At 70.6% G+C, this 13,089-nt stretch carries 7 protein-coding genes; 3 read left to right on the top strand and 4 right to left on the bottom strand.

Annotation, left to right across the window (positions count from 1 at the left end; all coding sequences use genetic code 11):
- Positions 1 to 109: 109 nt before the first annotated feature.
- Positions 110 to 3,175, top strand: coding sequence for an EAL domain-containing protein (locus C8E87_RS02935; protein WP_133871649.1), 3,066 nt, complete (start codon positions 110 to 112; stop codon positions 3,173 to 3,175).
- Between the two features lie 89 nt (positions 3,176 to 3,264).
- Here the strand turns inward: C8E87_RS02935 and C8E87_RS02930 are convergent, their stop codons facing one another.
- Entirely contained in the window at positions 3,265 to 3,912 is a 648-nt protein-coding gene (locus C8E87_RS02930) for a DUF4360 domain-containing protein (RefSeq protein WP_133871648.1), read from the bottom strand.
- 469 nt (positions 3,913 to 4,381) lie between these two features.
- On the opposite strand from C8E87_RS02930, the gene C8E87_RS02920 reads away from it, so the two are divergent.
- Entirely contained in the window at positions 4,382 to 5,059 is a 678-nt protein-coding gene (locus tag C8E87_RS02920) for a DUF4360 domain-containing protein (protein WP_239080410.1), read from the top strand.
- A 377-nt stretch (positions 5,060 to 5,436) separates the two neighbouring features.
- Here the strand turns inward: C8E87_RS02920 and C8E87_RS02915 are convergent, their stop codons facing one another.
- Genes C8E87_RS02915 through C8E87_RS02905 form a run of 3 tightly spaced genes read right to left on the bottom strand, consistent with a single transcriptional unit; the run spans position 5,437 to position 9,958 of the window.
- The gene (locus C8E87_RS02915; protein ID WP_133871647.1) at positions 5,437 to 8,484 is read right to left on the bottom strand and encodes a discoidin domain-containing protein; all 3,048 of its coding nucleotides are present in this window, start codon (positions 8,482 to 8,484) and stop codon (positions 5,437 to 5,439) included.
- Positions 8,445 to 8,834: a glycoside hydrolase family 88 protein gene (locus C8E87_RS02910; protein ID WP_203720790.1), complete on the bottom strand. Its 390-nt coding sequence runs from the start codon at positions 8,832 to 8,834 to the stop codon at positions 8,445 to 8,447. The genes C8E87_RS02915 and C8E87_RS02910 overlap by 40 nt, the downstream gene beginning before the upstream one ends.
- Positions 8,835 to 8,842: 8 nt before the next feature.
- Positions 8,843 to 9,958 carry a glycoside hydrolase family 43 protein gene (locus C8E87_RS02905; RefSeq protein WP_203720789.1) on the bottom strand — a complete coding sequence of 372 codons (1,116 nt, stop codon included), beginning with the start codon at positions 9,956 to 9,958 and terminating at the stop codon, positions 8,843 to 8,845.
- A 596-nt stretch (positions 9,959 to 10,554) separates the two neighbouring features.
- Here C8E87_RS02905 and C8E87_RS02900 point away from each other — a divergent pair.
- A complete protein-coding gene (locus C8E87_RS02900) occupies positions 10,555 to 12,747 on the top strand; it encodes an esterase-like activity of phytase family protein (RefSeq protein ID WP_243755139.1) in 2,193 nt (730 codons plus the stop codon).
- Positions 12,748 to 13,089: the final 342 nt, after the last annotated feature.

The raw sequence follows: 13,089 nt of genomic DNA, 5'->3' as shown, positions 1-13,089 counted from the left end.
CCGGTTCGCCCGGCTGACCGCGGTCCCGGCCCCGCGCCCGATTCGCCGGAAAGGTCGAGCTGTCCGCTCTAGCCTGGAGGGACGTCCGCTCGGCGCCGGGAGGGGCTGCATGGGGAAACAGGGTCCGGTCGTAGGTGTGCTGTCGACCTCGTTCGGCGGCTTCTACTACGGCGCGCTGTTGGCGGGCATCCAGGCCGAGGTGGCGGCGCACGGCGGCCGGATCATCGCGATCCAGACGCTGGACGCGGGCACCTTCAACCGGGACTTCCAGGACCCGCCGCCGTTTCCCCACCAGGTGGCCTGGGACTACATCGACGGGTTCGTGACGTTGCTGACCGGCGCGAGCTCGGCCTACCTCCGGGCGGCCCAGGCGACCGGACGGCCCGTCGTCGTGATCAGCGCACGCCCCGAGGGGGTGAGCTGCCCCATCGTCCTGCCCGACAACAAACCGGGCATCCGCGCCGCGATGCGGCATCTGATCGAGCACGGCCACCGCCGGATCGCGTTCGCCGGGCACCTGGGCCAGTCCGACGCTCTGGAACGCTATGAGGCCTACCGCGAGGTCATGGACGAGCACCGCCTCGATCCGGAGGGGCTGCACTTCGACACCGGTGGCATGCAGGAGAGGGGCGGGGAGCAGGCGGCCGAGGCGATGCTGGCGGCCGGCCTCCCGTCGACGGCGGTGCTGTGCGGCAACGACGAGAACGCCTTCGGCGTCCTGCGGGCGCTCACCGCCGTGGGCTGCCAGCTGCCCGCGGACCAGGCCGTGATCGGGTTCGACGACATGATGGGCGGCGCCGCCATCATTCCCAGCCTGACCACCCTGCGGCAACCGCTCGGCGACATCGCCCGGCTGGCCGCGAACCTCGCACTGCGGCTGGTGAACGGCGAGCAGGTCCCGGACGAGGAGCACCGGATGCCGGCGCACCTGGTGATCCGCGAGTCGTGCGGCTGCCCGGGCCCGCTGGCGCTGGCATCCGAGCATTCCGACGACGGGTCCGGCCGCGAGGGGTTGCTGACCCAGATCCGTACGGTGGTCGGCTGCGAAACCCCGTCCCCGTCCTCCGACGCCCGGAAGACCGCACTCGAGATGTCGGTCGAGAGCATCGCCTCGACACTCGACGACGCCGCCTCGGGTGTCCCCACGCCGGTCGGTGCCGGGCTGCGCCGGATGCTGCTGCCGGTCGCCCACCGGCTGGTGGACTACGAGGCGGCGGTGGCCGTGATGCGGCTGATCCGCGACCACGGCCGGGCGCTGCGGCTCGCGGCAGGCGGCGACCGCACGGTGCACCGGCCGATCGAGGACCTCGTGCACCAGATCTTCGTGGTGCTGGCCCACACGCAGGTGTCGCGCGAGGCGGAACGCGGCCGGTCGGCCATGGCGGCGCTCGGCACCCAGTACGCCGTGAGCATGGAGCTGTTGCGCAGCCAGGAACGGGACCCGCGCTCGCTGGAGTGGCTGCGGGCCACCGACATCCGCGCCGGCTGCCTGGGGCTGTGGCCGGGCCAGCGCAACGCCACCGGCGGCACGCTCGACGTGATCGCGACCTACGACCGGGCGGCCGGGACCACCACCTCGGGCGGCGGCCGGACCAAAATCGAGCGGTTTCCGCCGCCCGGTCTGCTGGCGACGGCCGACACTGGCGCCGGCGACATGATCTACATCGCCCATCTCAAGGTCGGCGACGGCGACTGGGGCATGTTCGCCCTGGTCGGGCCGGTCCAGGGGGAACTGGCCGAGGGCCGGGAGACGATGAACCAATGGGCGGCCCTGCTCAGCGTCGCCCTGGAACACGAATCGGTCCTCCAGAGCCTGCGCGAGCAGGAGGAAGTGCTGCGGAGGGCCGCCCTCTACGACGACCTGACCGGGCTGCCCAACCGCGGCCAGTTCCGCGACCGGCTGATGCTGGCGATGGACCGGGCCCGGCGCCGGCCGGAATACGGCTACGCCGTCCTCCTGCTCGACCTGGACGGTTTCAAGGTGGTCAACGACAGCCTCGGCCACGAGGCGGGCGACCAGCTGCTCCAAGAGGTGTCCCGCCGGGTCGCCGCGGTGCTGCGGACCAACGAGGTGGCGGCCCGGCTCGGCGGCGACGAGTTCGCCGTCCTGATCGAGGACATCGCCGGGCCGGACGCCCCGGGCGCGGTGGCCGAGCGGCTGCAGGCGGCCGTGTCCGCGCCCTGCCGCCTGGGCGACACCGACGTCACCGTCACGGCCAGCATCGGCATCGCGGTCGGTTCCGACAGCTACGTCGACACGCAGGCGGTGATGCGCGACGCCGACGCCGCCATGTACTTCGCCAAGAGCAGCGGCAAGCGTACGCACGCGCTGTTCGCGCCGTCGATGCACGCGTCGGCGCTCGACCGGCTGCGCACCGGGGCGGAGCTGCGGCACGCCATCGACAACGGGCAGCTGGAGCTCTTCTACCAGCCGATCGTGGCCCTGGACAGTGGCATGGTGACCGGGGTGGAGGCGCTCCTGCGCTGGCGGCACCCGACCCGGGGCCTGCTGGTGCCTCCGGTCTTCCTGCCGATCGCCGAGGAGAGCGACCTCGGCACCAAGATCGGTGCGTGGGTGCTGCGCACGGCCAGCCGGCAGATCGCGGCGTGGCGCTGTCTGCCCGGCCGCGAGTCGATGCGGATGAGCGTCAACGTCTCCGACCGCCAGTTCCGGCACGGCAATCTGATCGAGGACGTGGTGGAGGCGCTGGCTGCGGCCGACGCCGATCCGAGCTGCCTGGCGGTCGAGATCACCGAGGGCGTGATCATGCGTGACGCCCGGCACGCCACCCGCACGCTCACCGATCTCATCGCGATGGGCGCCGAGGTGCACATCGACGACTTCGGGACGGGCTACTCCTCGCTGGAGGCGCTGCACGACCTGCCGTTCGACGCGCTGAAGATCGACCGTTCGTTCGTGTCGCGCTTGGCCGGCAGCCCGCGCAGCCGGGAGCTCGTGCGTACGATCGTCACGATGGGTCTCAACCTTCAGCTCAAGGTCATCGCCGAGGGCATCGAGACCGAGGAGGAGCTCGCCCTGGTCCGCGAGCTGGGCTGCACGCACGGCCAGGGCTATCTGTTCTCCCGGCCGGTGCCGGCCGGTGAGATCGAGCCCCTGGTGCGTCGGCCGGGGTCGCTCTTCACGGCCGGGGTCGGTGGCGCACCGGCCGGGTGACGGTCGGCGCCCTGGGCCTCGGCCCTGGGCGCCGCCGGCCCGCGTGCGAACGGGGCGGCCGGCGGTGCCGGCCACCCCGTTGTGCCTGCTCAGCGGCAGCGCTGCCACGCGAAGTGGTAGGTGGTGGTGATGCTGCCGTCGATGGAGTCCATGGCGAGGTAGCTGGCGTCCCTTGATGTTCCCTTGGAGACCCGCAGCTCAGTGTTGATGTTGAGGTTGCGCCGCTCGCCGCACGGGTGCCAGACCATTGCGGCGACCGGGACGTCGTCGCTGAACATCCAGTTGTCGTCGAGTGGAGCGGCGATCGGGTGGTTGACGTACGTGCTCTGGCTCATGCCCTGGAAGTAGTAGTTGGCCCGCTGCGAGGCGACCGCGCCCTGCTGCAGCAGCCCGTACCCCCGGTAGTCCACCTTGGCGATCGCGAAGGTGAATCCCTGCGGCACGTTGACCAGCACGTTGAGCTGGCAGTTCTTGCGGCCCTGCGTGCTCGCGATGCCTGGGCCGGCCTCGGCCACGTACTCGCTGTAGATCGTGGTGAACGCTGTGTTGTCGGGTGACACCGCGACCGCCGCCGTGCCGGGCGGGCAGCCCGAGCCGGCCATTGCCACGAGGTCGATGACGATCCTGTCGGACGGCGGGTCGTCCATGATGTTCCCGGCTCGGGCCGGCGAGCTCACCATCAACGACGAGACGAGTAGCGCAAGTGCGGCTCCCCCACGCACCAGCAATTTACGCATGAGACTCCTTTCGAGTACGGGTTCGAAGCGCGCGCCGCGTCAGTATTAGCCGTCACATAGACAGACGTCAATTCCTATCTCGCTTGTTCGAGGGCACCCGAATCTCCCCGTTAACCTCTGCTCTTTTCCGAGGATTGCGGGAAGCCGCGCAAAGCCTCAGTGCGGGGCGAGTCGGGCAAGAGGGGCAACACATCAATGGGAAGGAATCCTTTCTTCATGCCGAAGAACGCCCCTGACCACGTATGCGATGCACTTTTGGGGCTTGATCATGATCCTGTTCCATCGACCGCCATGAATGCTTGTGCCTGCTGGGCATTCGTGGCTAGCATTCCGTCCGGGACATCGCCGTGGCGGTTTCCTAAGCCATGACACGGACACCGGCCAACGATCCTCGAGGCATTGTCGCCCCGGGCATTCGCGATGATCCGCGCGCCCCTGAACCGCGTCCACCAACCCGAGAGGAATACCCATGAAGAAAAGCGCGCGCACTGCGATCGCCGCCGCACTGGGCACAGTCCTCGTGCTGTCCCTGCCCGCTTCGGCCGGCGCCGCCGAGGTCGACGCGTCCGTTCCGGACGGGGCCGGCGCCGCCGAGGTCGACGCGTCCGTTCCGGACGGCGCCGTGACCGTCGAGGTGGTGGCCGCCAACGGCTCAGGCTGCGCGCCGGGCACCGCCACCGTCACCGCCAACAGCGACCGCACCGGCTTCCGGGTGCGCTACCGCGACTTCGTGGCCGAGTCGGGCAGCTCCACCGACGTCACCGACCGGCGGAAGAACTGCCAGCTCGGCGTGGTCGTGTCGGTCCCGGCCGGGTGGACCTTCGCAATCGCCGAGGCAAGCTACCGCGGCCGGGCGCGGCTCGCCGCCGGCTCGACCGGTCTGCAGCGCACCAACTATTACTGGCAGGGCTCCGCCGCGAACAACCGCACCGACGAGAGCTTCACCGGCCCCCTCTACGGCAACTGGTCCACCCACGATGTGGCGCCCGCGTTGATCTACGTGCCCTGCGCCGAGGAGCGCGTCCTCAACATCAACACCGAGCTGCGGGTGAACGGCGGTGCCTCAGGCCAGACCAGCAGCATGTCGATGACGTCCAGCGACGGCGACGTCGACACCCTCTTCAACTTCGCCTGGACCAGGTGCTGACCGTCCCGCACGTCCGATGATCACGAAGGCCCAGCCTTCGTGATCATCCTTTGCCCGAGTCACCGACCTCGATGATCGCGGAGGTGTCTCTCACGTCGGCGGTTCACCCTCAACGGCGTTCCCTGCACCGTCGTCTGAGCTCCCGTCGTCCGCACCGCCCGGCCGTGGTTCACCGCCACGAGGGCGGCCGCGGCGCGCATCCCGGCCTCGTACGGGTGGTACGAGGAACGGTCCGCGGGCGGGTGCCCCCGCGTCGCGGAGGTATCGGCGACCGCCGGCTCACTCGGGGTGGGAGCGGTTCAGAATGTGGACGCCGGCGGCGAGACGTAACAGGTCATCCTCGCCGCCGACGTGCTGACCTCCAGAGTGGCTGTCGCTCAGACGGCGTCCCCGGTCACCGCCAGCTCGGTGAGGTCCGGGTCACCGGTGCGCCACTGGGGCACGGCCACGGCGACGTAGCGTGCGGACGCCGGTGAGCCGAACGCGGTGTAGGCCACGCCATCGGTGGACGTCTCGATGCGGGCGGCCGGGCGAGTGCCGCTGGTCCAGGTCAGGGCGACGGCCTTGACGGTCCGTGCCGAGCCCAGGTCGACGACCATTCGCCCGTTCGGGCCGGGGCGCCACGCGGTGCCCGGGTTGCCGTCGACGGCGCGCGATGGTTCGCCCATCCCGGCCGGCAGCGGCGAGGTGGGGAAAGTGGCACGCCCGCGAGCCAGGTCGGAGGTGGGCGTGACCGGGCCGGTGACCGGCACGGCGAAGCTCTGGCTCGCCCCGGCGGCCACCTGGGCGCGCGCTGACCAGGAGCCCGCGGTCAGGTCCACGTCGACGGCGGCCCCGGCGGGTGCGGTGACGGTGACGTGATGGGAGTCGGCGACGGAGAACTTGGTACCGGTCGGCGCTGCCCCGCTCACCGTGAACCGGGCCGGCCGGACGGCACCCCCGCCGGCCGGCACCGACGCGGTCAGATCCAGCCCGCCGTCGGCGCGCACGATCGACACGCCGCGGTAGAGCCGGTCCCCGCGCGGCAGCGTCAGCTTTGCTCCGTTGATGGCCGTGGAGGACAGGTTCAACAGGGTGAGGTATCCGTCGGCGTCGCTCAGCCGGAGGGCGGCCGGCCCGCCGGTGGGCAGCCGCCGGTTCGCCGCGGCGGCCAGGTCGGTGCCATTGCCGGTGTAGCCCTCGATCAGGGTGGCCGGCGGGATGCTGACTCGGTTGGGCGACGCCGTGATCGGGCCGGTGGCGCCGTGCGCCACCACGCCGGCCCGGCCGTCGATCCCGGCCCACGCACCCAGTGTCACGGTGGCCGGGGCGGCGACGGCGGTGGTCCAGGTGGTGCCGTCGGTCGAGGTCTGGATGAGGTACGTCGTCGCGTGCGCCGACTCCCAGGTCAGGGTCACCCCGGTGAGCTGGACGGTGGCGCTGAGGTCGACGGCGAGCCAGCTGTCGGCCCGTCCCCGCTCGTCCCTGGCGACCGCCCAGCGGGTGGTGGCGTTGCCGTCGACGGCGTTCGCCGCGGGATACGCCGGGTCGGCCGACGACACGGTGACGGTGCGCCCCCGGGCACGGTCAGTTCCGGCGGCGTCGAACGCCTGGAAGGCGAACAGCGAGTAGCCGTACTGGTCCGCCGCCGACTGGCCGAGGAACCGCACATGCCGGGCGGCGCGGGCGGGGAAGGTCACCTTGTCGGTGCCGCCGTCGCCGAGACCGGCCGCCGGTGTCACGGTGCCGGCCGAGCCGGTGAAGCTGCGGGAGCCGTCGAGCCCGGGTACCCCGGGCATGGTCAGGTTGAACAGCGCCAGCGCCGACGGCCCGGGTCCGGCGTAGACGACGGTGCCGGTCGGCAGCGTGGCGTAACCGGCCCATCCGGCGGCGGTCTGCAGCACCGTGGCGGTGGCGTCGGCGCCGTCGCGGGCGGCGGTGTAGGCGGCCGTCCACTTGCGGGTGGGTGAGGTCGTCTGAGGCGGCAGGAACGCGGAGGACCGGGTGTCGATCAGCCAGTTGTCGTGTCCGGGTTGCCAGAGGAAGCGTTCCTGGCCGGGTTTGGTGACGGCGGCCGCGAAGCCGGTGACGCTCTGGTGCGCGGTCAGCCCGACGGCCGTACCGAAGGAGCGGGCGCCCGCGGCCGCGGCGAAGAACGCCGCGCTGGTCACCGGTTGCACCGGCGTGGTCCGCCTGCGGTGGAACAGGTACGCGATGGCGAGCTCGGCGCGGGCCTCCGGCTCGTACTTCTCCTCGCCGCTGAACTTGGTGAGCCGGTACTCCGGCGCGTACTTCAGGTAAGGCTCCAGCCGGGTGGCCAGGTCGGCCTCGGCGCGGGCGGCATGGGTGTCACCCTGGACCTGGGCGAGGAACGCCAGCGGCAGCACGTCCCGGCCGTACAGGTGATATCGGTCGGCGACCATGGGCATCACCGGCTCGCCCGCGTCGCTGGCGAGCTGGCGCAGGGTGGCCCACAGCTCGCGCCCGTTCGGCTGACGGGTCAGCACCTGCGGCAGGTCCCGGCCGGCGACGAGGAAGTGCGCCGCCGCCCGTCCGGCGGTGCGCCACAACTCGGCCTGGTAGTGCGGGTTGATCGAGCCGTGGTTCTCCACCGCGAACGTGTCGTGCAGGTTGTGCGCGACGTTCAACGTGTTGATCGCTTTGCCGTCCACGACCGCCGGGTTGGCCCGATCGGCGGCAGGCAGGCCGCTGGCGTTGGCCGCCCAGAACACGAACCGCTCCCGCCAGCGGGCCGCCTCCGCGTCGCCGGTCGGAGCCCATGCCAGACCGGGCGCGATGGCCTGGGCGTAGACGCCCATCTCCTCCAGCTTGGTGTCGCCGGCGAAGCCGCCCGAGCTGCCGTTCGGACTCCAGGAGCCGCTCAGCGGGTCGTTTCCGGTGCCGAGCCCGTACGCGTATGCGGCTTGGCCCCGCGCGATGGCGTCGATCTTCGTCCGGGTCGCCGCGCTGAGGTCGGCCCACAGCAGCCGGGCGGCCAGGACGAAGTAGAGCTCGAACGTCGAGTCCCAGAAGAGACGTTTCCCCCAGTCGCTGCCGCCGGCGAGCCGGTTCGTGGCGGCGAAGTGTGTGATGGTGTCGATCGTGCGACGGCGCAGGGTGTCCGCGTCGACGCCGGCCAGGTCGGCGTCGTAGCCGTCGGTGGTGAGCAGCACCGCGTTGCCGAGCACGGCGGCGAACCGGAAGTCGTCCCCTCGGTAGGCGCCGATCGTCGTGTCCCACTGCTGCTGCACCCAGCGGGTGTGCAGGAGCAGCAGACGGTGGTACTGGTCGGCGACCGGGTCGGCGGCCGCCGCGAGGGTGGGAAGAGGAAGGGCCAGGGTGCCGGCGGCGGCACCGAATGCGGCGAGTAGAGCCCGGCGGGTGGGCATGAACGACCCCTTCATGGCTACGGCCCGGTACTCCTCGCCGAGCCAGCCGCGCTGCACGGCAGCAGCTGCGCGGGCCGCATCGAGTCGAGACTGTTGAACTTGCTGGTGCTGCCGGAGTCCGTGACGAACCGGTCCACCCACGCCTTGATGAAGTCGAGGTAGCGAGCCTCGCCGGTGCGCTTGTAGACCAGGTACTGGCCGTAGAGGTACAGCGCCTTGTGGTAGCTCCAGTCGCCGAAGCTGGCCGGCGTGAAGCGGGTCGTCGTCGAGTCCACGATCGCCCGGGACACGTCGCTCGGCAGCGCGGCCGCTTCGGCGGCGCCGGGGGACAGGCCCGCCGCGGCAGCTCCGAGAGCGCCCAGCGTGGCGGCCGATCCGGTCAGCAGAGAACGTCGGGAGAGGCGCACGGGCCGGCTCATTCGAAGAACTTCAAGCTGTAGCCGGAGTCGGTGGTCGCGCCGGGGACGTTCGCCCGCCGGTACGTGGTCTTGCTCCACCAGACTGCGGTGCCGGTGTACCAGTACCGGGCCGACCACGAGTACGGCGTGCCCTTCGCGACCGCGTGGTACATGATCGGGAACCGGTTGCCGGACGGCGGGCTCTTGGCGATGTCGCCGTGGTCGAGCACGAACGTGTTCTGCCCGGGACCGTCCACCTGCACCGTCGGCGTCCAGCCGGCCATCATGTTGGGGGCGTGCGAGCCGAATACACAGCCGTTGCTCTTGTACCAGTCCCAGACGTACGTCGGGTTCCCGCCGGCCCGCAGCCGCAGGTCGGCCAGGCAATATTTGCTGCTCCAGCTGCCGTTCGCGGAGTACACCACGTGCAGCCGGCCGTCCGGGTCGATCACCGGCTGCGGCGCCTCGTTGATGTACGGATTGCCGACTGTGCGCTCCCACGGCTCGCGCGGCTGGGAAATGACGTAGCGGCTGCCGGTCGCAGTGGTGTCGTTGCTCATTCTCGCGACGTACAGGTTCTGCTCGTTGGCTCCGGCCGCGCCGGACCAGCCGGACCAGACGAACCAGCGCCGGCCCTGATAGGTGAATGGTGCGCCGTCGATTGCCCACTGGTCGTCGGGCAGTGCGACCTTGGTGTGCGAGCTGTAACCGGAATCGGGAGCGGTGGAGCTGATGTGGTACATCCGATGCGCCGAGCTTCGCCCGGCGGAGAAGTAAATGCGATATTTGCCCCCGTGATGCACGATCTCCGGAGCCCAGACTTCGCCGAGATTGCCGGTGTCGGACCACACCTTCTTCTTCGGTGCGGAGGCGATGCCCTCGAGCGTCGAGGCGGTGCGGACGACGATGCCGCCGTCGGCGGACTTCGCCGAGACGTAGCGGCCGTCGACCTTGATCACGCTGGGGTCGGCGCCGCCCAGGGTGGTGCGGCCGAAGGTGACCGCCAAGGCGGCGGGAGCAGGGGCGACAGTATCGGCTCCGGCCTGGTCCGCGGAGTGGACGGCCTCGACGAGAGCGGCGGTGACGGCGAGGGCGACGACGGTGATGCCGGCGATCCGGCGCGTGTGCGACATGCGCAGTCTCCGGGGGTCGGGGGAGTGGGAAGGGGATGGGGCAAGCACCCCGAGGAAACAGCAGGCATGCACAACTGTCAATTGCTGACATCGCTAATTTTTATTAGCGATCCGAGCGCTGAGGCATCGGCTCGCGGGCCGCGGTGAAGTGCGAAAAACATTTTCATCGACGCTGTCCATAAATAAGCAGGCCATCCCGCTCGTCGCCGCGCCGGAAGCGATGAAAAAGATTGTCAGGCCGACTCCGCGGCGGCGGCATCGCTGAATGGTGATGTGCCCGAAAGGGCAGACCCGTAGGCCTTTCGCATTCGCGCATTCCGGAAGGGCGGGAACGGAAAGGTCACCGACCCCGCACCGCGGCCTGATGGTGCAGATCGCGCATGACCTGATGCCATGGCCGGCGGTGCGGACGGGGCTCGCTGAAGGTCACGGCGCTGCCGGCGTGCGCGTCTCAGCGGGCCGGCGCTGTGCTGGAGCACGGTCCAGTTGTTCACTGTGTGGTGACCATCGAGCGGCAGCGATGGCACGCTGCGTTCCCGGCGATGGTGCATGTTGTCCGCGTGACGACAATCCCGCGACAGGTAAGGGCGGCCGCCGTGGCGGCCGTTGTGATCTCAGCGCTGGCGGTGACGCCGGCCTCGCCCGCGGCGGCGGGCACCCAGAAGTCCTGCGGGCCGGACGCCTCGCTGCTCGGCTTCTCCGACGCGCTCGACAAGACCATGTTCCGGGGCACCCAGGTCGCCGGACTGTCCGCGCTGGCCCCGGCCCAGGGCCCGCGGGCGCTCGCGCTGGTCGACAACATCGGCGCCACCCCGGCCCGGATCTACGACGTGGACCTGGCCCGGAAGGCCGTCCGCGGGGTCACCTTCCTGACCCGGCCGGACGGAACGGCGTATACGGGAACTGATTTCGACGGTGAAGGGCTCGTGGTCGAGCGGTCCGGGCGCACCGTGCTGGCCAGCTCCGAGAGGGAGCCGTCGATCCGGCGGTTCCGGCTCACCGACGGCCGGGAGATCGCCTCGTTGCCGGTGCCCGCGCGGTTCCAGGTGACGCCGGCCGGCCAGGCGGCGGTGAACCAGACCTTCGAGGCGCTGGCAGCCACCCCGGACCACCAGGTGCTCTACGCCGGCATGGAAGGACCGCTGGCCGGCGACGGTGACGGGCATCGGATCATCCGGTACTTCAACGACAAGCCGGTCGCCCAGTACGCGTACCGTACCGACCCCGCCCTGGGCCTGGTCGAGCTGGTGGCGCTCGGCGACAACCAGCTGCTCGCGATGGAGCGGGGCTTCACCGCGGGCGTCGGCAACACCGTACGGATCTATCGGGTCTCGGCGACCGGCGCGCCCGACGTGACAGCAGTCGAGTCGCTGACGACGCTCACCGACCCGCGCGCCTGGCTCGGCAAGGAACTGCTGGTCGACCTCGTGAACTGCCCGGCGTCCGGCGCGACCGCGAAGCAGCCGCAGCCCAACCCGCTGCTCGACAACATCGAGGGCATGGCGCTCGGCGAGCGACTGCCCGGCGGTCGTCGCGTGCTGCACCTGATCTCCGACGACAACGGCAGCGCCACCCAGATCACCCGGCTCTACACGCTGGCCGTCACGATCCGTCCGGAGGCCACGCTGCGGAGCCGCGCGATCCTGTCGGCGACGGCCTACCAGCCGGGTCCGGTCTCCGGCACGCAGCTGGATCCCACCCCGGTGAACGGCATCACCGCGCCGTTCCCCGGCCAGCCGATCCCCGGGTTCTCGGCGGTGATCCCGGCCGACGCCGGTGACCGGTCCGGCCGCCACCTGCTCGCCATGCCGGACAACGGCTTCGGGGCGAAGAACAACTCGGCCGACTTCCTGCTCCGCGCGTACCGCATCGACCCGGACTACCGTGAACACGAGGTGAGTGTCCGCGGCTTCATCAGCTTCCGCGACCCGGACCGCAAGGTGCCGTTCCCGATCGTCAACGCGGCCACCAAGGACCGGCTGCTGACCGGCGCCGACTTCGACATCGAGTCGCTGGCCCGTGACTACCGCGGCGACCTGTGGCTGGGGGAGGAGTTCGGGCCGTACCTGGTTCGCACCGACCGCACCGGCAAGGTGCTGCAGGCGCCCATCCCGCTGCCGGACGGGGGCAAGTCACCGCAGTCGCCGGACCTGGCACCGGGGGAGACCGCGACCGTGCCGGCCAGCCGCGGCTTCGAGGCGGTCGCGATAAGCCAGGACGGGAAGACGCTCTACCCCATCCTCGAAGGCGCCCGCATCGACGACGCCGACCAGCGCCGCCGGATCGTGTACGAGTTCGACGTGCGCGCCAACCGCTACACGAGCCGCACCTGGACGTTCCGCGTCGACGACCCGTCTCTCGTGGTGGGGGACGCCGCGGTGCTGGACGGCCGCCGGCTGCTGCTGATCGAGCGGGACAACGCGATGGGCCCGCAGTCCGCGGTCAAGCGTCTGGTGGTCACGGACCTCGACGAGGCCGACGCCTCGGGGGTCCTTCCGCGTCGTACCGCCGTCGACCTGATGCGCATCGCCGACCCGTCCGGCGTGTCAACCCCGGCCCGTCCGAACGAGTACGGTGTCGGTCCGCTGTTCTCGTTCCCGTTGCAGTCGGTCGAATCGGTCCTGCCGCTGTCCGGTGACAAGGTGCTGGTTGCCAACGACAACAACTTCCCGGGCAACGACGGCCGCATCGCGGGCCGCGCCGACGACACCGAGCTGATCGTCGTCGACGTGCCCGGTCTACGTCAGGCCATGGAACGGAGCGGGCCGCTCGACCCCGAGGACGGGTGACCAACCTCGACCGCACCGCTGTTGCTTACCGTGACATCTGAGAATCCGCCCCGGGTGGCGTCATCCGGGGCGGGTTCCGTCGTTTCCCGCACCGGTCCCGATCGACGGTACCGGTTGTCCCCGGGTGGGGCCATTGACCGGATCGCCCGTTCGGGGGATAGGACATCAGCGTCGGGCACGCTCGGGCGGCTGGGGAACGCGGCGCCGTTGATCTGACAAGGCGTACCGCCTGTCAGCAGATGGAAGGACTGACCTTCACAAACAGGTTGCCTGCCCACAGCATGGGGAAAGGCCTGGTGGGGAGCGCTTCTTGGACTGCGGCGTGGGTGTCGGGCCCATGCC

The organism is Paractinoplanes brasiliensis, assembly GCF_004362215.1.
In the GTDB taxonomy this organism is placed as follows: Bacteria; Actinomycetota; Actinomycetes; order Mycobacteriales; family Micromonosporaceae; genus Actinoplanes; species Actinoplanes brasiliensis.
The sequence above is the reverse complement of the archived record's forward strand: the minus strand, read 5'-3'. Positions and strand labels throughout refer to the sequence as shown.

Excerpts from the sequence above, each read along its gene's own strand:
- C8E87_RS02920 (WP_239080410.1), top strand. The coding sequence starts at position 4,382 with ATGAAGAAAAGCGCGCGCACTGCGATCGCCGCCGCACTGGGCACAGTC.
- C8E87_RS02905 (WP_203720789.1), bottom strand. The coding sequence starts at position 9,958 with ATGTCGCACACGCGCCGGATCGCCGGCATCACCGTCGTCGCCCTCGCC.
- C8E87_RS02930 (WP_133871648.1), bottom strand. The coding sequence starts at position 3,912 with ATGCGTAAATTGCTGGTGCGTGGGGGAGCCGCACTTGCGCTACTCGTC.
- C8E87_RS02935 (WP_133871649.1), top strand. The coding sequence starts at position 110 with ATGGGGAAACAGGGTCCGGTCGTAGGTGTGCTGTCGACCTCGTTCGGC.